Source organism: Candidatus Poribacteria bacterium (assembly GCA_021295715.1).
In the GTDB taxonomy this organism is placed as follows: Bacteria; Poribacteria; WGA-4E; order WGA-4E; family WGA-3G; genus WGA-3G.
In genome coordinates this window covers 1-22524 of sequence record JAGWBV010000013.1, presented here as the reverse complement: position 1 = coordinate 22524, position 22524 = coordinate 1, and the positions used below count along the sequence as shown (strand labels likewise).

At 47.0% G+C, this 22524-nt stretch carries 19 protein-coding genes; 8 read left to right on the top strand and 11 right to left on the bottom strand.

Annotated features, from left to right (window positions below):
• Positions 1–30 precede the first annotated feature (30 nt).
• On the bottom strand, positions 31–1068 hold the full coding sequence (locus tag J4G07_05725; GenBank protein ID MCE2413484.1) for a Gfo/Idh/MocA family oxidoreductase: 1038 nt from the start codon (positions 1066–1068) through the stop codon (positions 31–33).
• A gap of 109 nt (positions 1069–1177) precedes the next feature.
• Entirely contained in the window at positions 1178–2221 is a 1044-nt protein-coding gene (locus J4G07_05720) for a Gfo/Idh/MocA family oxidoreductase (GenBank protein MCE2413483.1), read from the bottom strand.
• A gap of 234 nt (positions 2222–2455) precedes the next feature.
• Here J4G07_05720 and J4G07_05715 point away from each other — a divergent pair, with 234 nt between their 5' ends.
• Both J4G07_05715 and J4G07_05710 read left to right on the top strand, forming a co-directional pair.
• Positions 2456–6376 carry a hypothetical protein gene (locus J4G07_05715; GenBank protein MCE2413482.1) on the top strand — a complete coding sequence of 1307 codons (3921 nt, stop codon included), beginning with the start codon at positions 2456–2458 and terminating at the stop codon, positions 6374–6376.
• Complete coding sequence (locus J4G07_05710) at positions 6370–7179, top strand: hypothetical protein (GenBank protein ID MCE2413481.1); 810 nt, start codon at positions 6370–6372, stop codon at positions 7177–7179. Before J4G07_05715 ends, J4G07_05710 begins: the two co-directional genes overlap by 7 nt.
• 26 nt (positions 7180–7205) lie before the next feature.
• On the opposite strand, the gene J4G07_05705 is transcribed toward J4G07_05710, so the two are convergent.
• From J4G07_05705 to J4G07_05690, 4 genes are all read right to left on the bottom strand, one after another.
• Positions 7206–8291: a Gfo/Idh/MocA family oxidoreductase gene (locus tag J4G07_05705; GenBank protein ID MCE2413480.1), complete on the bottom strand. Its 1086-nt coding sequence runs from the start codon at positions 8289–8291 to the stop codon at positions 7206–7208.
• A 114-nt stretch (positions 8292–8405) separates the two neighbouring features.
• Positions 8406–8768, bottom strand: coding sequence for an HAD hydrolase-like protein (locus tag J4G07_05700; GenBank protein ID MCE2413479.1), 363 nt, complete (start codon positions 8766–8768; stop codon positions 8406–8408).
• Between the two features lie 86 nt (positions 8769–8854).
• Positions 8855–9157 (bottom strand): hypothetical protein, encoded by a 303-nt coding sequence (locus tag J4G07_05695; GenBank protein ID MCE2413478.1) that lies wholly within the window; start codon positions 9155–9157, stop codon positions 8855–8857.
• A gap of 15 nt (positions 9158–9172) precedes the next feature.
• Positions 9173–10204 (bottom strand): ABC transporter substrate-binding protein, encoded by a 1032-nt coding sequence (locus tag J4G07_05690; GenBank protein MCE2413477.1) that lies wholly within the window; start codon positions 10202–10204, stop codon positions 9173–9175.
• A 468-nt stretch (positions 10205–10672) separates the two neighbouring features.
• Here J4G07_05690 and J4G07_05685 point away from each other — a divergent pair, with 468 nt between their 5' ends.
• Both J4G07_05685 and J4G07_05680 read left to right on the top strand, forming a co-directional pair.
• Entirely contained in the window at positions 10673–11731 is a 1059-nt protein-coding gene (locus J4G07_05685; protein ID MCE2413476.1) for an LLM class flavin-dependent oxidoreductase, read from the top strand.
• A gap of 102 nt (positions 11732–11833) precedes the next feature.
• Entirely contained in the window at positions 11834–13075 is a 1242-nt protein-coding gene (locus J4G07_05680) for a hypothetical protein (protein ID MCE2413475.1), read from the top strand.
• A 109-nt stretch (positions 13076–13184) separates the two neighbouring features.
• On the opposite strand, the gene J4G07_05675 is transcribed toward J4G07_05680, so the two are convergent.
• Genes J4G07_05675 through J4G07_05660 form a run of 4 tightly spaced genes read right to left on the bottom strand, consistent with a single transcriptional unit; the run spans position 13185 to position 18521 of the window.
• Entirely contained in the window at positions 13185–15101 is a 1917-nt protein-coding gene (locus J4G07_05675; protein MCE2413474.1) for a hypothetical protein, read from the bottom strand.
• Positions 15102–15143: 42 nt separating this feature from the next.
• On the bottom strand, positions 15144–16118 hold the full coding sequence (locus tag J4G07_05670; GenBank protein ID MCE2413473.1) for a hypothetical protein: 975 nt from the start codon (positions 16116–16118) through the stop codon (positions 15144–15146).
• Positions 16115–17023 carry a hypothetical protein gene (locus J4G07_05665; GenBank protein MCE2413472.1) on the bottom strand — a complete coding sequence of 303 codons (909 nt, stop codon included), beginning with the start codon at positions 17021–17023 and terminating at the stop codon, positions 16115–16117. The genes J4G07_05670 and J4G07_05665 overlap by 4 nt, the downstream gene beginning before the upstream one ends.
• 37 nt (positions 17024–17060) lie before the next feature.
• Positions 17061–18521, bottom strand: coding sequence for a hypothetical protein (locus tag J4G07_05660; protein MCE2413471.1), 1461 nt, complete (start codon positions 18519–18521; stop codon positions 17061–17063).
• A 623-nt stretch (positions 18522–19144) separates the two neighbouring features.
• Between J4G07_05660 and J4G07_05655 the strand changes: the two genes are divergently transcribed.
• The 4 genes from J4G07_05655 (at position 19145) to J4G07_05640 (ending at position 21855) form a co-directional block, all read left to right on the top strand.
• Complete coding sequence (locus J4G07_05655) at positions 19145–20443, top strand: replication initiation protein (GenBank protein ID MCE2413470.1); 1299 nt, start codon at positions 19145–19147, stop codon at positions 20441–20443.
• Positions 20444–20493: 50 nt separating this feature from the next.
• On the top strand, positions 20494–21243 hold the full coding sequence (locus tag J4G07_05650; GenBank protein MCE2413469.1) for a tyrosine-type recombinase/integrase: 750 nt from the start codon (positions 20494–20496) through the stop codon (positions 21241–21243).
• 113 nt (positions 21244–21356) lie between these two features.
• Positions 21357–21578 carry a hypothetical protein gene (locus tag J4G07_05645; GenBank protein ID MCE2413468.1) on the top strand — a complete coding sequence of 74 codons (222 nt, stop codon included), beginning with the start codon at positions 21357–21359 and terminating at the stop codon, positions 21576–21578.
• Positions 21541–21855: a type II toxin-antitoxin system PemK/MazF family toxin gene (locus J4G07_05640; protein ID MCE2413467.1), complete on the top strand. Its 315-nt coding sequence runs from the start codon at positions 21541–21543 to the stop codon at positions 21853–21855. The genes J4G07_05645 and J4G07_05640 overlap by 38 nt, the downstream gene beginning before the upstream one ends.
• A 74-nt stretch (positions 21856–21929) precedes the next feature.
• Here J4G07_05640 and J4G07_05635 read toward each other — a convergent pair.
• Positions 21930–22524: initiator RepB protein (locus tag J4G07_05635; protein ID MCE2413466.1), on the bottom strand; the 595-nt coding region annotated here is incomplete at its 5' end.

The following is a 22524-nucleotide window of genomic DNA, read 5'->3' as shown; positions in this document are numbered from 1 at the left end:
CTAAAGATTCCGTCTGAATTCGGAGTGGGTTTACAATTTTTCCCGGAGGGAATCCATTAATCCGTCGGGGGGTTCAAAAGGTAGATCGATAATTTCGTTTGTTATTCCGCTATAGTAAATACCCAGAAGCAGATTGAATTCCGCAAGGGATTGCTGGAGATGCGTCGGATGCACCTTATTCTCATCAGCAAGCCAGTCGAAAACGGCTTCGGTGAGGTTCCCTTGTGCGGCGATGTCCTGTTCTCCGTAGTTGAGTGGACCGCCTTCATAACCACCTTCCGGTGTTGCGCGTTCCCAACTGCTGAACCGCCAATGCACAAATCCTTTCGTTCCTACGACGAAGACCCGTTTGTGTGCGACAGTGCTCTCACTGTCGGACGCTAATGTGCCCATACCCGTGCCAAACGCAACAGAGACATGCAACCCGTTTTCATACAAAACGTGGCCAGCGGCATGCATCGGAGAAGGTTGTGCCGAATCTAACTGCTCTTTCCCTGCGATCTGTCCAAGGACGCGGACGGGGCGCGAATTGTCGATATATGAGGATACCAACTGAAGCACGTGGGGTGCTTGGTCGACCGGCGTGCTGCGTGCGCTGGCATCAATAAATTTAATTTCACCAATACGACCTGCCGAGACATCCGCTTTTAATTCGAGGTTTTGTGGATGGAAGTTGAGTTGTGTATTGACGACGAATTTGGTTTCTGTCTCTTCTGCCAAACCTGCGATCTGTTTCCAATCCTCGCTTTCAACGGCAATCGGTTTCTCAACGATCGCTGCTGGCACCCTGGCATCCGAGGCTTGTTTCATCAGTGGATACCGGATCCGTTCGCTGGTGCCCCGTAACACCGGTGCCGTAACAATGTGGAGAACATCGGGTTTCTCTTTTTCAAGCATTTCGTCAAGGTCGGTGTAGCGTGAAGAGACACCGAAGTCGTCTCCAAAATTGTTGAGCAACTCTGTGTTCATATCACAAATCGCGGCGATTTTGCCGCGTTTGACGTAGCGGTAAGCACTCGCGTGCGCACGGGCACGACCGCCGCACCCTAAGAACGCAGTTTTATACATGAGGTTGTCTCCTCTAATATTTAACGATGGCACGCCAGCAGCGCACCAAAACATAAGGCGGGACAAAGCACGGAAACTTCGACCCATCCAGTACAAATTTATTTCAAAATTACAACTTTTCTTGAAGCATGTCCATGAGTCCATCGGGCGGTTCAAACGGGAGTTCGATAATCTCGTTTGTTATCCCGCTGTAGTACATCCCTAAGATAAGGTTAGACTCAGCGAGCGATTGCTTGAGATGCGTCGGATGCACACTGTTCTCATCGGCTAACCAATCAAAAATGGCTTCGGTGAAGTTACCCTGCGCAACAACATCTTGTTCTCCATAGTTAAGCGGACCGCCCTCATAACCACCCTCCAACGTTGAGCGTTCCCAACTGCTGAACCGCCAATGCACAAAGCCTTTCGTCCCAGCAACAAAAACACGTTTGTGCCCGTAGATACCCGAATCGTCGGACACCTTTTGTGCCATCCCTGTTCCAAATGCAAGAGAGACGTGGACACCGTTCTCATACAGAGCATGCCCGACAGCATGTGTCGGAGACGGATGCCCAGCGGTAGAATCTAAATCCTCGCTTCCAGCGACTTGTCCGAGAACACGGACGGGGCGGGAGTTGTCAATGTATGAGGACACTAACTGTAGTACATGTCCTCCTTGCTCGGCAGTTCTACTACGTGCGCTCGCGTCAATAAACTTAATTTCGCCGATACGTCCTTCCGCGACATCCCGTTTCAATTCCAAGTTTTTCGGGTGGAAGTCGAGTTGTGTATTGACGACAAATTTCGTTTGTGTCTCTTCCGCTAATCCCGCAATCTGTTTCCAATCCTCGCCTTCAACAGCAACGGGCTTCTCAATAATCGCCGCAGGAACACCGTGGTCGGATGCCTGTTTCATCAACGGATACCGGATCCGTTCGCTGCCATTTGGAACCACGGGGCTTGTGACGATGTGGAGGACATCGGGCTTCTCTTTTTCAAGCATCTCGTCGAAGTCAGTGTAGCGTGAAGAGATACCGAATTCCTCCCCAAAATTGTTAAGTCGTTCTGCGTCCATATCGCAGATTGCGGCGAGTTTCCCGCGTTTGACGAAACGATACGCATCTGCGTGCCCACGGGCACGCCCCCCGCACCCTAACATCGCTGTTTTATACATCGGAGTGTTCCCTATTAGTGGTATCTATCATCAGTTTTGCCATAGATTATCAGAGGGGTGCGTTTTTGTCAAATGTTATTAAATTCTTGAACCTCATCAGCGAAAACAATTTGACCTCTGCAATAAAATATGCTAACATATTGCTATCAAGCATTGTTGGTGTACTAAAATGATTTTGAGAAAACATACTTGTCCCGCTGTTCAACCTTCTGCCGCTATCAAGGGGGAACTCCAATGAAAAAAGTGTTATCAGACTACATAAAAACAAAAGCAGACTTTGATCGATTCTGCAACCTGTTCCTGAAAAAGGAAGTGTCCTCCTTCGTAAAAGTCTACGACGCGCCGGGACGCGATGGTGGCATTGACGCGGATTATACTGGGCATTATAAGGAAAAAGATGGTACCTGGATCTTCCAGTATAAATTCTTTGACCCAACGATGGATAAGGGGCGTGCCCGTAACCAACTCATTTCCCAAATGAAAGGTAGCAAATACAAAAAAGGCGAACTTGACAAAGCCGATGCGTTGCAGTGTGATCACTATGTCCTCATGACCAGTACTTTGCTTACTGCTGGTAACAAGCGTAAAATTGAGGACATTAAAAACGAGAAAGGATACACCTTTTCGTTAATCTGTTGGGATGCAGAAGACCTCATCACGATGACCGATGAGTTTTCATACCTCTTAAATTCATTTCGAGATCCCCATCTACCTGTGTTTCTTTCTTGGCAGGACATGTTCCGAAGTCAAATTGCAGGTAAACATCAACTGTTAAGATACGACTATGAAACTTTCGGACGAGAGGATGAAATTAGTCAATTCCAAACCTTTGTTCAAGATCCAGAGAAAAGACTATTCATGGTATACGGTAGCGGCGGCATTGGAAAAACCAAGATCGCTATTGAGTTTGCAAAGACAGTCGAACAAGAGCACATAGATTATGAGCCTCTCTTTGTTCAAATGGCTGCGGACAGTTTTGAAAGTGCCTTAGCGGACATTCCGCCCAATCGTAAGTACATCTTTTTTGTAGATGATGCTCACGATTTTCTTGATAACCTCGGTGGTATCAGAATAGTAATGAATAGTTCTGAATACAGCGAATCAAAAGTCGTTCTCATAACACGGGAGCCGTTTAAAGCCACTCTGAAGGGCAATTTCTTGGCTGCCTTACCAGATGGTGCCATTGAAGATCTCAAAATAACGAAACTTTCATTGGAGAAAACCAAGGAATTTATCCGCACTTACGCGCAGATACCCGACGGATCCCTCTTGGCTGGATTAACACGGATTGGACGGGATACGCCATTAATTGCTGTCATGGTGATAGATCTACTCAATATGGGAGTCGAGCTGAGAAACTTAACAAAAGACGAATTGATTGAACTTACGTTTGAATCCTATCTTAATGATATCTTCAGCAAACATCTGCCAAGATCCGACAAGCGGCACCGAAAATTGCTGGACTGGCTTAGCGGGATTGCATCCATTGACACAGAAGACAACCGAATACGCGATAAATTGGCTGAAATCTTAAAAGTGGAGCCTTATGAGATAGAGCAATACCGTGATGATCTGCGAGCATACGGCTTGCTTCTTCAGTTTGGGCGAAAACAGCGTGTCTTTCCCGATGTGCTCAGTGATTATATCTTACGGAAAGCGTGTTTTCTCTCCGATGGGAGACCGTCTTCTTTCCACAAAAGTCTGTTGGATGATTTTTTGCCTCTTCTTCCCATCAAAGTAGTGATCAATCTTGCTCGCGTGGAAAATATAACTGGTGAAAAAAGTCTCCTTGATGAGCATGTCGCTTCTCTTAAAATTCGAGCACAGGAAGGTGATAATGCTGTTCGAGAGGATATCCTTGACCAGATGAAAGGTATCAGTTACTTTCGTCCGGATGATGCGACTCAAATTTTCAATATTATCTTGGATAATCCTAAGAAAGACTATGTAAAGCATTATACCGGGTGGACCTCCACACGGACCCATCAAGACGTGGTAAGGAAAATTGCCAAAGAAGCGCAGAAAACAGTCAATACACTATCTGGGTTTATGAAAACGCTGGAGGTAGTCCAAAAGCTCCTTCTGATGGATGATTTGGAGGTTCCCAATTATGACTCACCGCAAGAGTTATTAAAAAGGATGACAGGCTTCCAAACGAGCAAACCCAGTGTATTCCAAACGAAAGCACTTGGAGTGTTTGAGGTGTGGGAAACAGAAGATAACCCGAAGCTAAGTTTGGCACTACTCAACGCGCTTGATTCGCTTCTCGTGCTGGACTTCAGTGAAACTTTCAGTGAAGGCAGTTCTTTGAAGTTTGGTTGGTGCCATTTAAATTATACACCTGAATTGAGTCAACTCAGAGCGAAGGCGATCGACCTAATCGAGCATTGCCTGAGAATATCTCAACATAGTACCATTAGAGTAGAGGCAATAGATTCTATTAATCGAGCGATAAATCCTTTGGAAATCACATCTCGGCGAGAAATGTCAAAAAATGACCAGGATCTATTACAAGAAGAACAAGAGCGACTCTTCAACATATTAGCGAATCGGATCTCAGAAGAGTCCGATTTTACTGTTCTTAATGCAATGGATCAGTGTCTCCGGGGATATGCAGAAAACAGATATGTGAATGAATTTCCAAAAGAACGGGCAGCGGAATTACGTGCGAAATTCCACGAACATGAAAATTACGAAAGGTACTGCTTCTATCGCCAATTTACTGGAAAATTCCCTGACTGGGATCTGAGTGAAAGTCGTGAAAAAAACCAAGCGTTCTTGAGAAAATATATTCAGAAATACACACCCGCACAACTCTCAAAATTAATGCAGGAATGTATACAGATTGCCGAAAAAGGAAAGGAGCACCGCAGTTCCAGAGACAGCATCTGGGCAGAAAAAGGGTGGGATCCGGGAACTGCGACATCGCTGCTTCTGTCCATCGGTGAACTCGACCCTACCTATGGTTCTGATCTACTGGACTCCATTGTTGAGTGGCAGACAGAAAAATCGCATTGTGCCTCTGGACTGCTCAGCGGTATTCGCCACGTCGACAAAGGTAAAGCGAGTGAGGCAACTCACAGTCTCTTGAATCGGGACACCATCTTTGGTAAACGCATTGTTGCAAGGAGTTATCTATCGAGAATTAAAACAGACGGATGCGTTGGAAAAGAAGATCTGTCTATTTTAGATCAATTGTCTAAAACGCCAGATGAACTCTTGCGGGGGGATATAACCAAAAGTCTTCCGAATTTCTATGCTGTTGATGCAAACACTGTCCTTGAGATTTTGGTGAAACTATCAAGCGATGAATCACCTATGGTTATGAGGCAGGTCGTCCACGCGCTCACCCACCAAGAATTCAAGTTCTCACCACAAGAACACCTGAAAAAATACAAGCAGGTAATGTTTAATTGTGTGCATTTAGAACACATTGATTATGGTGCTGAACAAGCACTCCACGCCATCTTCAAGAACGATCCGATCTGGGTTATCAAATTTTTTGAGAAGCGAATTGCTTATAAAGTGGCGGCATCTAATCGCTCTGAAAAGTTCGAGTATAATACTGAATCGTTTAAGTATGATGCTGTTCCGCATCGCCCACACTATCTGTTTGAGGGTGTGGATTGGAGTGATCAAAATGCACTGGCAGCTTTGAAACGCGTAAGAGATTGGGTCCTTACGTCCTCAAATCTGCTGAGATTTGAGGCACCCAGATTGCTTACATCTATGGTCGGTGGAGATGATCCGCGTAGCAGCAAAGTCAAAATTAATCCGGCAATGCGGAAACTCTTTGAGGAATGGATGGACTCAGGAGACCTAGAACTAATAAGGGAAGCTACTTATCTGATGAGAGGATTCGACGCAGATATGGTCTTTTATTCTCTCGCGAAGTTGGCTCTCATAAAGAGTAACGAAGATGAACAAGTAAGAGGTGAAATCACTACTGCACTCTCCTCGGGGGTCTCCACGAGAAATCTCGGCGAACCAGCACCACATCTTGTGAAACGCATCAACGACCTCAAGGCGTGGCGCGACAGAACGGATTCACCGATTGTTAAACAGTTTGCTGAAGGGCTTATAGATATGACCCAACGGGAAATTGAGTGGTTAGCACAAGAAGATGAAGAATTTCTTGAAGGGGAAGAATGGTAAATTTAACGCACGAAGCCAGTCTCCTTCAAAAAATTGAGGAACTTGCTACAAATGGAAAAATCCAAGACTCGGTAGGTTTAACCGCTCAAGATGCCGAAACCAAAATTCAAAAGTTGATTCCAACAACCCATCAACGACTCAACGCTGCAAGATTTTATCTGGATCTGATGGCGAGTATGGACTATACTCCCTATATTATGAGCAGATTTTCTCGATCCACAGAGCAGAAACCGTTAATTGATTTTTCGGATAACAACCTCCATGTTCAAATTAACCTGTTGAGCCCTGACACTTTTCCGTTGGTTGTTTTTATTCTTCTGCATGGTTTCTTTTCTAATATCGTTGGTTCCGACGATTGTGTCGCAAAAGTCATTAACATCGTTTATGGTCTGCTTAAAAATGATCGTGACGGTTCAAAAATACGTCAGGCGTTAGGAAACAAAATACCAAATGGCTTTCTGACTCGATATTTACGCAATTTTCATCTGGTGAGCCGGAGTGGCAATTCGGACCAAATAGGTTTCTCTTTCAATGTTGCGAAGCAAATTAGGAATCAATTAACACATGATCACATAAACGATCTGGTGGATTTTCCGACTATTTTTGACCTCTCAGGTCCCTTGGAGGGCTCAAGTTTCAAGTTACATTTCAATCCTGAATTTTTTCCCGCCAATGTCCCTCGTGGGAATACCGAACTAACGGCCTTTTGCAACAGCGTATTTAAAGAAACAGTAAGTTTTGTAGATGAGTGCTATAGGCTAATTCGCAGAAAACTCCAGCATAGTGGTGTCCTCCCAGTTTGATGATTCCCCGATTTCCGTAATTGCTGTTAAGAGACGATATAAACTTTCTCGCCACTTTTCGCACTGTCGTAAAACGCATCCAAGATTTGCATAAAGGTGTACGCATCGGGTGCTGAGACATCTGGTGCGACTTCGCCTGCTATCGCCATGGCGAAGTGGTTGAGTTCATAGTAGAAGACGTGGACCTCTTCAGGGAGTTCACCGTGATCGATGTCAAGCGGTTCATCAACAGTTTCTCGAACGAATTCGCCATCTTTAAATCGGGATATGCCGCCGTTTGTGATTGCACCGGTGGTCCCGTAAAGTTCAACGACACTGGCGGAGTCGGAGTGGCTCATCCGAGAACAATCGATCTGGATGGTTTTTCCGCCTTCGCATCCGAGGATGCCGGTGAAATAGTCCTCTGCCGCTCCCTCCGGTCCATCATATTGCGGATACAGCACGTGCTTCGCAGCAAACGCCCACATCGGTTTCGGGCATCCCATCCACCACCACGTGAGATTGAGTTCGTGCGAATAGTGTTGCCCTAACGAACCGCCTTTCTGTCCGTAAACGTGTAGCCATCGACTGTTGGCATCGAACTGTGGTATGAAGTTATATTTCCCGAAGACGCGAGCGTGATACAAGTCTCCGATCGTCCCGTTCAGCACAGCGCGCCGAATCTTTCGGTTGTTCGGGAAGTGGCGCATAAAGTAGCAGAATTGCAGTGTTTTCCCTGCGTGTTGTGCTGCCATCTCCATCTCTAATATTTCGGGGGCGCGGATTGCGTGCGGTTTTTGCACTAAGACGTGTTTACCAGCACTGAGTGTATCCAGAACTTGCTGCAGCCTACCATCAGGAGAAGTCGCGAGATAGACGGCTTCAACGTCGGGATTGTCAAGGAGTTCACGATAGTCAGCATAGCGATGTGGCACGGCGTTGTCATTACCTGCTTGTTCGCGACGGGTTGGATCACGGTCCGCGATAGCGATAACATTCAGTCGAGAGGTCGCATTAGCAGCTTCGATAGCTCGACAACCTGCCCACCCACACCCAACGAGTCCGATTTGAATGAACTTTAATTTTTCCTTGCGGTTACCCAACGTGGGTCTCAAATTTGGCGTACTTTCCATAAATCCACCCTCCATTTCATTACAGGCTACGTGCTTTGGTTAAAGATAAGAACGCATTGATGCTTCATAAGTTCTGCCTTCAATACACCTTTGGAATAAGCGATGAACACTATGCTAAAACAGTTGCGGCAACTCTGAGATACTATCAAGCACCCACGTCGGTTTCGCAGTGGGATTTTCCAAATGATCAGGTTTAAATTTTCCAGTCTTTACAAGGACACTCCGCGTCTTCATTCCTTCCGCCCCAACGATGTCGGTGGTAATGTCATCGCCCACCACAATTACATCCTTTGGGATGAGTTGCAGATTACCGAGCGCGGTTTTAAAGAACGTTTCACTCGGCTTGCCCATGATTGTCGCTGTTTTGTCGGCAGCAGCCTCCAGAAGCGTCACGAACGCCCCACAGTCTAAGCGTATCCCTTCGGGAGAGAACCAATAAAGACCCTTCTGTAGTGCTATGAGTTCCGCGCCGTTCATCAGCAGGCGAAAAGCGTGATTTAAGGCGTGAAAATCAAAGCCTTCACCGTAGTCCCCAACTACGACAAAATCGGGAGTCTCGTCGTCTATAGGAATCTCCTTGAAAACGCTTTGACGGCATCATCGACCATAAAGTGGCACTTTGCTTCAGGCTGTGAGCGTAGGTGGAGGAGACACGCGTACGTCGCATTAAAAATTTCGTCTTCATAGACGTGAAGCATCTTTGGGGTTTTAGCGGTCGTGTTCGTCAGGAATCGGAGTTGATACTTCTCCTGACGCAGGTAGTTGACGGTTTCGATCGCTCCGGGGCAAGGTTTTCCCTTAAAATAGAGCGTTCCATCCATGTCAATCAAAAAAGCCTTTGGGCGTGTTGGGTTCAGTTGCGGCATTGTATCCTTCAGGCGTTACGGTTCTATAACCTTATAGTGCTCTATCTGTCCACCACTGATTGTTTGGATCGTGAGGCTTTTGACAGGGTGACGGTTTTCATCGTAATGTGAAATGGTTGTAGCACCTTTGTACCCACTGACTGCCGCGAACGCATCGCGAACGGCAACACGGTCGAGTGAACCCGCTTTTTCTATCGCGCCTGCCAAAAGTCGCATCGCATCGTAACCTGACGCTGCGATGCCATCCGGTGGACTTCCGAACAGTGCCGTGTAACTTCCTACAAATTCTTGAACATCTGCGTCTTGTGTCGCTACAGAGAAATTCGTCGGATAATAACTGCCGTCCAATATAGTGTTATCATCTAAGATGCTAAGAAAGCGTTCCCGATCGTCCCAAGCACTGCCACCGAGAAACGTCGCTGTGATGCCAATCTCTCGCGCTTCCTTTATCAATAGTGGAACTTCTGGCTGAAAACCCGGACAGAAGATAACGTCAGGGGAGACCTCTTGAATCTCTGTGAGGAGTTCATTATATGTGGTCGCACCAACGGAATAGGCACCGTTGTGGACGATTTTTCCACCGATTTCCTGAAAAGCCGCCTCAAACGCCTGTTCCTCATAAATTGTCGCTGCTGTTGTGGCACCGAGTTCGTCAGGATTCATCGCAAAACTCGCCATCACTTTTCCTTGGAATGGGTTAGGGACGGTGATTAAAAAGATGTGATCTCCTGCGGCTGGTACATTTGCGCCACTGGAGCCGGGAAGCATAAGCCGCTGTGCCTGCTGCGCGATTGGACCGACTTCGACGGAATTCGTGGAATAAATCGGACCGAGGAGTGCGAAAACGTTCTCTATCTCAATGAGTTCCTTCGCCGCATGAACGCTTGCTTCCGGTGTTGGTGGTTCAGTTGCAACAGGTTGGTTGTTTCGACTGATGAATTCTACCTGCATACCGAGCATGCCACCTTTTTCATTAATCTGAACGCGGGCAGTTTCAGCACCTTGACTGAAAGTAGTGAAAGTGTTTGACGGTTGAATTACGCCAATTTTTAGTGTCGTTTCGGTTGAAACTGATACGCTCGCAACCTAATAGATAAATACTTAGAAGAGCGGATAGAATAACCGACGTTAAAGCGAAAATTCTCGCATGCATACTGAGGTTTTCTCCTTTTGATAAAAAATAGAAAATATTTGAAAAATATTTGGGTTTATGGTAATCTCTTACCCAATAAAAACAATAACAGACACTACCAATTTTGTCAAATTTAGAAACATACGAAAAAGTAATCCAAAGCGCGTAGCCTGCAACAACGGCGCAGGGTATTTTTGATAGGTATTTCTGCGTATTGCTTGGGTGTTTCTTCAACTCTAACTCGAAAACCGTCAACGTCTAAACGCACGCTGTTCCTCCGCAAGGAAAAATTAGAAAGCCTGCAACAACGGCGCAGGCGACTCTAACGCGAAAACCGTCAAAGTTCAAAATGCCGTTACTGCCCCGCAAGGAAAAATTAAAAAATGGAACTCGGTTTTTTCACAATGCCTTTGCATCCACCCGGCAGTGATACAACCAAGACGCTTGATCATGATATTGAGCAGATGGTGGTCCTGGACGAGTTGGGCTATAAAGAAGCTTATGTTGGTGAGCATTTTACGTTCACGTGGGAGAATATTCCGTCTCCAGACCTTTTTATCGCAAAAGCAGCTGCGATGACAGAGAACATCGTCTTCGGCACCGGGATTACTTGTATGCCGATACACAATCCTGCAGTTGTCGCGCATCGCATCGCGCAACTTGACCATCAAACGCACGGACGCTTTCATTGGGGCGTTGGATCGAGTTCAACACCCAGCGATGCGGAGATGTTCTTGGCGGACGGGGACAGACGGCAGTCGACCCGGGAGGGAATCGAAGCCGTACTCAAGATTTGGACAGACCCGGAACCCGGACACTACAAGAGCGATTTCTGGGAATTTAAAATTCCCCAAGACCGTCCGAACATTGTCAGTGTCCACATGAAGCCTTACCAGAAACCGCATCCGCCGATCGCAATGGCGGGGTCGTCTGCTAAATCCGATACGCTCGTGCTTGCTGGCGAACGCGGTTGGATCCCCATGAGTATTAATCTCGCACATGTTCCTATTATCAAGACGCATTGGGATGCGGTTGAAGAGGGAGCGGAAAAGGCGGGGTTATCGCCGTCTCGTTCCACATGGCGTATCGCCCGCGAAGTCTACGTTGCGGATACCACCGAACAGGCGCGCAAAGAGGCGCTTGAAGGCACGCTCGGACGCGATTTTAGGGACTATTGGTTTAACTTATTTAGCCCAGGAAACTTCAAACCGGATCCCGATATGGACGACGCCGACATGAGCCTTGAACATCTGTTAGATACCTTGTGGATTGTTGGAAGTCCAGATCACGTTGCAAACCGTTTACGTGAACTCTACGACGAAGTCGGTGGTTTTGGAGTATTACTCGCCATGGGACACGAGTGGGAACCCAAGGAACAGTGGTTGAACTCAATGACACTCCTCAAGAACGAAGTGATGCCGCAATTGGCGGATCTGACATAGTAGCAGGCACACTCCGCGTGCCGTGAAACTTAAAGGTAGTAGGCACACTCCGCGTGCCGTTGCCCTTTACGACTCGTCGCAGCCAGAACCTGGAGACTTCTAATGACTACCCTAATGGCGGGTGCCGCAGAAACTGTCATTACCTCCATTAAGGACAGACCTGAGGTTTACGCAGAGTTGTATTCGCGCGTGCTGGTGCTCGCCGATGGTGAAAAACAGCTTGCTATCGTAACGGCGGACTACGGTCAGTTTACACTCCAGTACAACAAAATCCTGCTTGAAGCAATCCAAGGTGCCACAGGCATACCGCCAGAGCATGTTGTCATTAACTGTAGCCATACGCATAACGCGCCCGGGGTTGACGGACGGGAGATGAGAGAGGCATCTGAGGCATGGTTGGCGACCTGTCTCGCTGAATTGGTGAAAGATGCGGTGGGTAAGCTTGAGCCTGCGACCTTACGCGTTGGACGTGCGCCTGTCCAAGTCGGCTATAACCGTCGCATAATGAATGACGAGGGCTATATTACCATGGCACCCAACCCAGAAGGTTCCGTTGTGCCGTGGGTTGACGTGTTAGGGGCTTACGACGCAAATGGAGACATCATTGCAGTGCTGTTCTCTCATGCGGCGCACCCAGTGATTGTCCACTGGTCGAGCGAGGAGATAGGTGCAGATTTTCCCGGCTATGCCGTTGAACATCTGCGCAATTTCTTGGCGTTAAAGCCGAAAAGCATTTTACTCTTCGCACAAGGCTGCGCCGCAGACATCAACGGGTATCCGTTACGAGGGGGTTTCGATGCGTGCGATGTCGCCGGATTCACACTCGCGTTCGCAACACACCAAGCGTTAAAGACAGCAACGGAAGTTCCTGCTGCCCCCCTGAAAGCGTGTTCAAAACTGGTCAGTTTACCGTTCCGGGATCCGCCATCCGTTGAGGAATGCGAGCAATTAATCAAAGAATTCCCTGACGATGAACGCTTTGTTGCCCTGTTAGAAGTCGCTAAGAGTGGCGACAAACGCACCTTACCCTTCCCAATAAGTGCATTTGCTGTCGGCGATACGCTCTGTTTCCTATCCGTATCGCATGAACTCTTTTCCGAGTATCAACTTTTTGCGGACGAAACCTCACCGTTCTCACACACCTTCGTTTTTGGATACACGAACGGCAGTGAGGTCTATATTGCGACCAGAGCCGCTTACGAGTTGGGGCTGAAGGCAGGTTATGAAGCGGGACCTCGGAACCATGCCCTCAGTGGTCCCTATCGGTTAGCACTGTTGCCGTCAGTTGAAGAACAGATTCATGAGGAAATAACCGACCTATTAGGGAATTTGAAAGATTCGTAAAGGGCACAACTTGCAATCTGTGAGTGTCAGGTACCGCAGGGCAATACCGATGTTCAGGGGTTTCTTGTGTGTAGCCTGAAACTGATACCAGTGTGAATGATTGTATCCTTTACTGGTCAAAAGCGTTTGCGACAACGACCAGATCCAAAATATTCACCACACCATCGCCATTGACATCGACCCTCGGATTGCCGGGTTTCTCTCTGCCAATATGTTGTGCCACCATTATCAAATCCAGCACATTCACAACGCCATCGACATTGATATCGGTTAGAACCTCTATACCTACTATATCTATGTTCCACGTCTGTTCCCAACTCTGCCCTTCTCGGACACTTCTCAAGAAACCCTGTGTTTTAACCATATGTGGATCCCTCAACAGCCAAGGTGCGCGGATGCGGATGGTTGGTAAAACATTCCATACTATGTAAGCCTCCTGAAATGGTTGGTAGAGTTCAGGTTCTCCGTCTGGGTTTGGCACATGGTAGCCGTAGGGGATCGTCCAAGTTGAAAATAGAAAAGAACTGATGGGGTGCGGTTGTTTATTATGGCGACTCCACCGTTGTGCTAAGTTCGTATGGAAGAACGTGACTTCATGAACATTTTCACCACCGAGCACAATTCCCGGCATTGCTTCCCTTAATTCCTTATGCGTTAGGATATTACCTTCTGCACAGGTTAATCCGTCTATAAGCCCATTTGGATCATTTTTAACAAGTGTATTGATATCCAAGTGGAATCCATCTATAGGATAGGTCTCATACACCGTTTTTAGTTGCTGAACGACATACTTTCTGAAGATACTTGACGCTGGATTGATATAAGCCATTGAGTATGGGTATGAGGGATCATTCCATCTATAGCCAAGTTTGTTTCCTGTGATTGGATCTCGAAGGTGAAACTGCTCAACTTCTGAATACAGCGGATGATTCGGTTCACAGCTTACAGGATTTGCAAAGGGCATGACCCGAAACCCATAGCTATGCGCCGCTTCCAGAAAATCACCAAATTCGGGTTTGGGTGTGTGCTCAGGGAGAATCTCACTCCCGTCTGGATTTAACTGCCGCCAATCCAGCAGATATATCAAGGTCGTTGAAGGATTTACATGCTCTGCTACTATCGGTAGAATATCTACGTTCAAATTCAGGTAAAGAACCAATTCAAGTTCTCTCACCCATACCGGCGGCTGCTTGGGGTGGAAAGTAGTTTCCATCCACTTGCGGTAAATCTCTGCCGGGACATGCCAATCACCTCGGTAGACGTTCAACTGCCACTCAACGGATGTGATCTCATTCTTTTCTCGGAAGGGGGCGAAATTGTCCGTCTGAAAACTGACACCAAAATGTTCGGCACTCCGCCGATAACGGACCTCTTTGAACCGAAATGTTGTATCCGCGCTGCGCACAAAGAACCCACCATCTCCACCTTGCAGGATAGCAAGTTGTGCTTCCCACTTCCCTGGATACTTAAAACCCCAATCACGAATCTCAGTGGAGGCATCAATGACTTCACCACCATGGGCAGGTAGTATCACGTCAACCTGCTGGCTATTGAGATATTCACATCCCCACATAACACCTATAAGCCCACCAAACGCCGAGGTGCCAGTCTGATGGATCACTAAATCTTGGGTCCCTGGATCTATTGCTATACGCAGGCGCACGGTTTTATCTGTTCTATAATCAGAGTGATACGCGACTTCTACAGCCAAGGGTGCTAATCTTCTGGTTTCTACGTCCCACTGCTCATTTATAGGTTCATCCCTTCCATAGCGTCCTTCCTCATATTGTATTAATAGACCCCTTCGTGTATTTGAAGGACCTTGAGATGGTAGCGTATACGTTTCCTGTGTGAGTTTGTTGTGAAAATGTATCAGCACGCCATCTCTAAAGCGCACCTGATATCGATCCGTCTCCGCGAGGACATTGCCCGCTTCATCAACCGTCAAAGTGTTTGCCAACCCAGCAGCCACTAAGACAAACTGTAATATCAGTATATAAACACATTTCGCACAAAACTTTCTCATAACTTTATCTCCTTTGTGTTGTGTCAGAAGTGTTCTCATTGTTTACTGGATATGTTGTGCGACGATTACCAGATCCAAAATGTTGATGACACCATCGCCATTGACATCGACCCTCGGATTGCCGGGTTTCTCTCTGCCAATATGTTGTGCCACCATCACCATATCCAGCACATTCACAACGCCATCGACATTGATATCGGCTAGGACCTCTATACCTACTATATCTATGTTCCACGTCTGTTCCCAACTCTGTCCCTTTCGGACGCTTTTTAAGAAACCGTGTGTTTTAACCAAGAGTGGATCCCTCAGCATCCAAGGTGCGCGGATCCGAATGGTTGGTAAAACATTCCATACTACGTAAGCCTCCTGAAATTTTTGATAGAGTTCAGGCTCTCCGTCTGGGTTTGGGACATGAAAACCGTAGGGGGTTATCCAAGGTGAAAATAGAAAAGAACTGATGGGATGTGGCTGTTTATTACCATGACTCCACCGTTGCGCTAAGTTCGTATTGAAGAATGTGCCTTCATGAACATTTTCACCACCGAGCACAATCCCCGGCATCGCCTCCCTTAATTCCTGATGCATCAGGATGTTTCCCTCTGGAAAGGTTAATCCTTCTACAAGCCCATTTGGATCATTTCTAAAAAGTGTATTGATATCCAAGTGGAATCCATCTATCGGATAGGTTTCATACACCTCTTTTAGTTGCCCAACGACATATTTTCTCCAAGTGCTTGATGCTGGATTAATATAAGCCGTTGAATGTGGGTATGAGGGATCATCCCATCTATAGCCGAGTTTGTGTCCTCTGATTGGATGTCGAAGGTTAAATTTCTCAACTTCTGGATACAGTGGATGGTTCGGTTCACAGCTTACAAAATTGGCATAGGGCATGACTCGAAATCCATAACTGTGCGCGACTTCGAGAAAAGTACCGAATTCAGGTCCGGGTGTGTGATCCGGGAGCGTCTCACTTCCGTCAGAACTTGGATTTCGCCAACCCAGTAGATATATCAAGGTCGTTGACGGATTAGAACCTCTAAGTCTAAATTAAGGTAAATGACTACTTCAAGTTCTTTGACCCATGTTGGCGGTTGCTTGGGTTGGAAAGTGTTTTCCATCCAGTCTCGGTAAATGTGTGCCGGAACCTGCCAGTCGCCTCGGTATGCGTTCAACCGCCAAGCAACAGATGTAATCTCTTTTTTCTCGCCGAAGGGGGCGGGATTGTCTGTCTGAAAACTGATGCCGAAATGTTCGCCACTCGGTACATACCTGAGTTTTTTGAACCGAAAAGTTGTATCGGTGCTGCGCACAAAAAAGCCCCCGTCTCCACCCTGCAGGATGGCGAGTTGTGCCTCCCATCTCTCTGGATACTCGTAACCCCTCTTATAGGTATCAATGGCGGCATCAACGATTTCACCACAATTGCCCGGTACAATGACATCAATTTGACGGCTATCCAAATGTCCACACCCCCACATAATGCTTACAACACGCTCTGAAATGCCGTCGGCATCTATACTGATGCGGATCCGAACCGTTTTATCTACTCTATAATCAGAATAATACGCAACTTCTACACTCAGAGGTGTCAACCTTTTCGATTCTACTACTTCCCAATGTTCATCTATAAGGATATCCTTTCCATATTCTCCTTCGTTATATTGTATTGAGATACCACTTCGCTCATTTGATTCGAGTTGGAATCTTGGATCGTCTTGCGGTGGGAGTGTATACGTCTCCTGCGTGAGTTTATTATGGAAGTGTATCAGCACGCCATCTCTAAAGCGGACACTATACCGATCCGTCTCCGCGAAAACTTCGCCGTGTTCCCCCAGCGTTAAAGTGTTTGCCAGCCCAACGGCGACTAAAACGAACTCTAATATCAAAATATAAACACATTTCGCACAGAACTTTCTCATAACTTTATCTCCTTACGACTCTGTTCACTGTGTATCGTTATTCACCTATTTTCTGTGCCACAAAAATTAAGTCTAATACATTCACCACCCCATCGCCATTGACATCTGCGTTGGAGTGTTTTTCCACCCCGAACGCCCCAGCAATGATAATCAAGTCAAGGATATTCACCACCCCATCACCATTGAGATCCGCCACCACAACAGGGACTTTCAAATAGATCTCGCCATCTAAATCTGGGAGGATGTGTCGTCTGGCGGTGATACCATTGGCAACCCCTGACATTTCTTCTGGGAACTCGATTGTCTGTTCCGTACCCCTTCGGTTATAGACCACCCAGCCATTGGTGAATTCCCGGATAAACAGACCTTCTCGCTCCTCATACAGTTGTGCTTTTTCACCAATAGGACGACCCAGCTCGGCATCCCAAAAATCATTCCAGTAATGCTCATGGTGATGAATATGATATAATGTATCATGCTGCTCTCTGTGTCTTATCCAATACTGAGGATTCCTATGGAAAGCTGCTCCTTGATAATCCAAATAAGTGCTATCATGTGGATGTGATTCATCCCACCCAACACCCATTGTGTAGAGGACAAACCCATCAGAATGTGTAAGGCTGAGCGTTGTTAGGAGTCTCATGTCGCGTAAGTTATTTGGGCTTGTAGGAAGTTCGCTACCTATCCCTTCCGCCTCCAAACAATTGATTCGAGGTTTACGTAGACTTTCTTCTGCCCATAATAACTTATTTCCCAGTTCCTCGAGACCTTCATAATTGTAATTTTTAATGTTACGATTTGCCCTAAAAGTATTTTCGGTAGGCGACCCATTCACGAGTATCAGAAAATCATCACTGACAGCAGCACGTATACGTTTGAGTATTTCTATACGTGCTTGTCGTTCTTCTTCGTGAGTACGATACCCTCCAAGAACGATGCCTTTCTCAGTCCAGAAATCGAAGAAGATACCATCCCACAACCCACGTTCATAAACAGCAACCACCTGTCCGACAATGACATCTTGTGCTTTCGGGTGTGTGAAATCTATGAGAAGGTCGACGTACTGCTCTGGAGGCGAGCCCAACACCTGACTTCCATCACTCGACCTGAGCCAAGGGAAATCATCTTTATAAAGCCCCTTTAGATGCCAAGATTTTGGAGATGCCCCTCTCATATTTATTTGAAGCAAAAAGATCATATTCGGGTTGAGTTCAAGGAGTTCATCTCGTTGTCTTTTTGCTTCTTGAAAATCTCCAAGAAGTTCAACCTTCCCATCTATTATCTCGAAACGGAGTCCAAATGAAGGTGACCAAAAAAGATCGTGAGCAGCTGTCATTTCTGCGTATGCCATATTAGGTTTGTTGACGAACCAGTTAGCCCATGCAGCAAAAATAGAGGGCATACTTTTGGTTTCGATCTTTTCCCTAATCGAAAGTTCAGCTTGCGCTATTGAAATTAGGAGGAGAAAGGTAGTGGTGAGAGATAAAATTCTTTTCATAGTGTAAGTTTCTCATTTCGGAAATCGTTTTTTTCCAAAACAATTATCAATAACCCGAGTTGATGCGTATAAGATTTTAGGTATGTAGAGACCGTTTTCATTGAAAGTCGTTGAGGATCCGCGGGTTTTGTAGCGTATCTTGTTAGGTTGCGCACCCTTATGCACCATAAATTGACACCTATGGTTGCCCCTCCTTATGCACAGACTAACAGTCTATGCTACAAAAATAGCGGGGCCCTCTCTCCAAATATGCCCTTTGAGCCTATGTTGTTTACCTATTTTAATATTTTTAAGAGTTTTAAATGTTTTAAGGGGGCTATAAACCCACGCCACACCTACGTTTTCGGATTTAAAGGTATAGGTTTATGGTATGAAAGTTATAGGTTTATGGTATGAAAGGTATCGGTTTTTGTTATTAAAAGAAAATTTTATTATAATAAAATTTGATTTTATGGAAAAATAGTGCAAAAAACTCAAAAACCGCGACAGAATTCCTGATTTTTCTGTGCTTTTGTTTCTCGGACAGCCGAATATTGATTGGTATTCCCAAAAACGCGCGCCTTTTTTCCCATAAACCTACACCTTTAGACAACGACCCAGAAAGGAGAACACGAGTGGACTTGATGGAACGCAAAGAATTTATCAAGGCAAGTCCGGCCATCCAAATCCAGAGCAAGATGATGCTTTTGCAGCACCGGACATGGAATGTGCTGCTCGCAAATGCTTACGATGAACTTCCACACACGGACATCCATAGTGTGAGTATGGTTGAACTCGCCGCAAAACTTGATTTTAATAGCGGAAACCTTGCGTACCTCAAAGAGGTATTAGAAGCACTCGTCGATTGCACAGTGAAATGGAACATTTTGGAGAAAGACAAGGAAGTGGAATGGGGCGTTGCTAGCCTCTTGGCGAACGCAAAGATACGGGACGGTATCTGTACCTATAGTTTTGCCCCCGAACTTCGCTATAAACTCTACAACCCCCGCATCTACGCCAAGTTGAACCTCCGTCTCCAAAATAAGTTTAGGAGCCAATACGCCTTGATTTTGTGGGAAGTCTGTTTTGATTACTTTGATATGAGCCGAAATCGAGGTGAAACCCCCTTCATCCTGCTCGATAAGTTCAGGGACCTCATAGGGATGGCACCTGATGAATATCCCGCCTTCAAATCTCTGAACCAATGGGTCATCAAACCCGCCATCCAGGAAATCAATAAACTCACAGACTATCACGTTGAGGTTGAACTCAAACGCATTGGACGCAAGGTCGGCGAACTGAAGTTCAGAATCTCTAAACCCAAACGAATAACAGGGGCCGAACCGATCCAAGAGTCCCTCTACCCCGACATACAAGATTTACCACGGGTTGCCTTGGAACTCGTCCAAGCTGGCGTTGATCGGAACATGGCAGTCCACATCGCCGAACGGGACTGGGGGTTCGTTGTGCCCGAAAAGGTGCCACCCCCCGGCACATACCCCGACTTTGATACCTACGTTGTTGAAAAAATTCAGCTCTCACACCATGCCAGAGATGTTAAAAACCGAGGCGGGTTTATCGTCGAAGCCATCCGCGCACACTATATCGACCCCGAAGCCGAGGCACGCCGCCAAGCAGAGAAAGCCCGCGAACAACAAGCACTTCTCAACACGCTCAAGTCCGAACGCGATGAGAAAGTGGCGGTGTTGATCCAGCAAGCCGTCCGTCAGACCCCAGAACTTCTCGAAAAAGCCGCACCCCACCTGCCAGCCTTCGCACGCCGACGGCTTGACGACTATGCGTCTGTCCAAGCCGCGTATCAAGCCGGAGGCATGATTGCCGGTATCCTGAAAGGCATTCTTGCTGAAGACTTCTGTGCCGAGGTGCTCGCCCCCGTCTACGAAGCCTATGAAGACGAAAAGGCACGAATTTTAGGTGAATAGGATACCAAAGTTCAAACTGGCTTTACTGACCCGCAAGGAACAATTAAAAAATGAAAGGCACAAGACCGCTTGATAACGACGAAATACGACTTGTTTCTGCTTGCTTTACCGGAAACACGTTTGAAGTCCGCAACCGCGGGCTTTTCCTGTTAGGCGTTTCGACTGGCGGGCGTATCAGTGAGTTGCTATCGCTTCGGATCGGAGATGTATGGCAGAATGGCTCTGCGGTCAGCGACCTCCTTTTTGAGAAGAACATCGTCAAAGGTGGTGAGGTATCGAGAGCCGTTCCAGTGAACGCCGATGGCAGAGCCGCAATTGATGCGATTATCGCTTGGCATCGTGAGCGGTATAAAAACACTGAATCCGATCGTCCGCTGTTCCCGTCTCGCCACAATTCGGGGAGTGTGCCTTTACACCGGCAATCTGCTCACCAGATGTTGAAAAAGGCGTTTATCGCGGCAGGCTTGAACGGCAAGATCGCAACGCACAGCCTTCGGAAGTCGTTTGCACAGCGGGTTTACGAACACAGCGGGGACATCTATCTGGTGAAGGAGTTACTCGGACATCGCAACGTCGCGACGACGCAATCCTATTTGGGTGTCAACTATGCCGATGCGCGTGCTGCGGTGGAAGCGATCACGCTCGATGGTGAGTCTTACAGAAGTCAGAAAACGTATAACTCGCTGAAAAACACGCCAGACGAAACCCTATTTTTCGAACTCACACACCGCGGGTACAACCTCCCGAGTCTACGCGATAACAAAACTCAAGCCGAACCGGATATAATCAAAATCGGATAAACGGAAGAGCAAAATCTGATGATCCTAAACACCGCTAAAGAAAAACTTGAATTTCGTCAGAACATGGCGTATAATTTGGATAACTTTATCTTCTTGCCACACGGAGGTCCCGGATGCACGCAACCCCACAAAACATATTGGAAGCATTCAACCAACTTCCTGAGATAGAAAAACATGCCCTCGCCTCTGAAATCATAAAGCAAGTCGTTCTGCTGGATATTCCACCCTTGACAGATGAGGCACTCACCGAAATTGCGGACGCACTTTTCGGTGAACACGACAAAACGGAGGCAGAGGATGCCGAGACAAAATCGAGGGGAAGTCTGGCTCGTTGATCTCGGGATGGTAGCCAAAGTCAGACCGTGCCTCGTCATCAGCACACCTGCTCGCCTCCAGGATCGCGCCCTTGTCACCGTTGTCACGCATACAACGAGTACCCGCGGCTCAAGGTTTGAAATCCCTATAAAAACGAGATTTCTGGACACCGGGGCTTTCGATGCACAAAGTCTGGTCACAGTCTCGGAAGCGAAGTTCTTGAGAAAATTGGGAAATCTTCAGCCTGAACAGTTATCCGCAGTTGAGGATGCGGTGCGTCAGTGGCTGAAACTCTAACGCGGTTATACACCCACACGCCAGGGGTCTAAAATAGAACTGATGGAGAACCGACTACCGACGATTTCCGACAACTATCCCAATATCCTGTCCCTCTCATCTTCATACGCCGCAACCACCGGCGCAAGCAACTCCTGACAGAACTCCGCAGCAAGAATAGCGTTGATCTCTGCCGTCACCATACCACCTTTCTGATACGCCGCCAGAGCCGTATCGTGTGCTTCAAGACGTTGACGGACAATATAAGAGTGGACACGCACCGCGGCGCGTTCAACAAGTTTTGGCTCCGCATGGACAGCTTGTCGGAGAAGCGTATTCCGCTTGGCGGTGAATTCTGTCGTCAGATCCTCCAACTCCTTTTCTGTGGCTCTTTCGGCGCGTATCTGCCGTTGCTTTTGGAGCTCCGGATCCTGATAGTTCTCACGGATCGCTTCAACGATATACCCCGCACGATTCTTCACACTCGCCGCATCCACCGACATTTCAAGTTTCTCACAGACATACCCCAGAAAATCGGCATAACTCCCCGGCACCGGCAACTTTTCGGGAGTCACGAAATCCCACTCCGCAGCGGCGATCTGCAGTGCCACCTTCCGATCAATCTCCGCTTGCACAAGTTCCACAGCAACAGCAGGAAGATTCTCTATATCCGGGAACAGCGATTCTTGA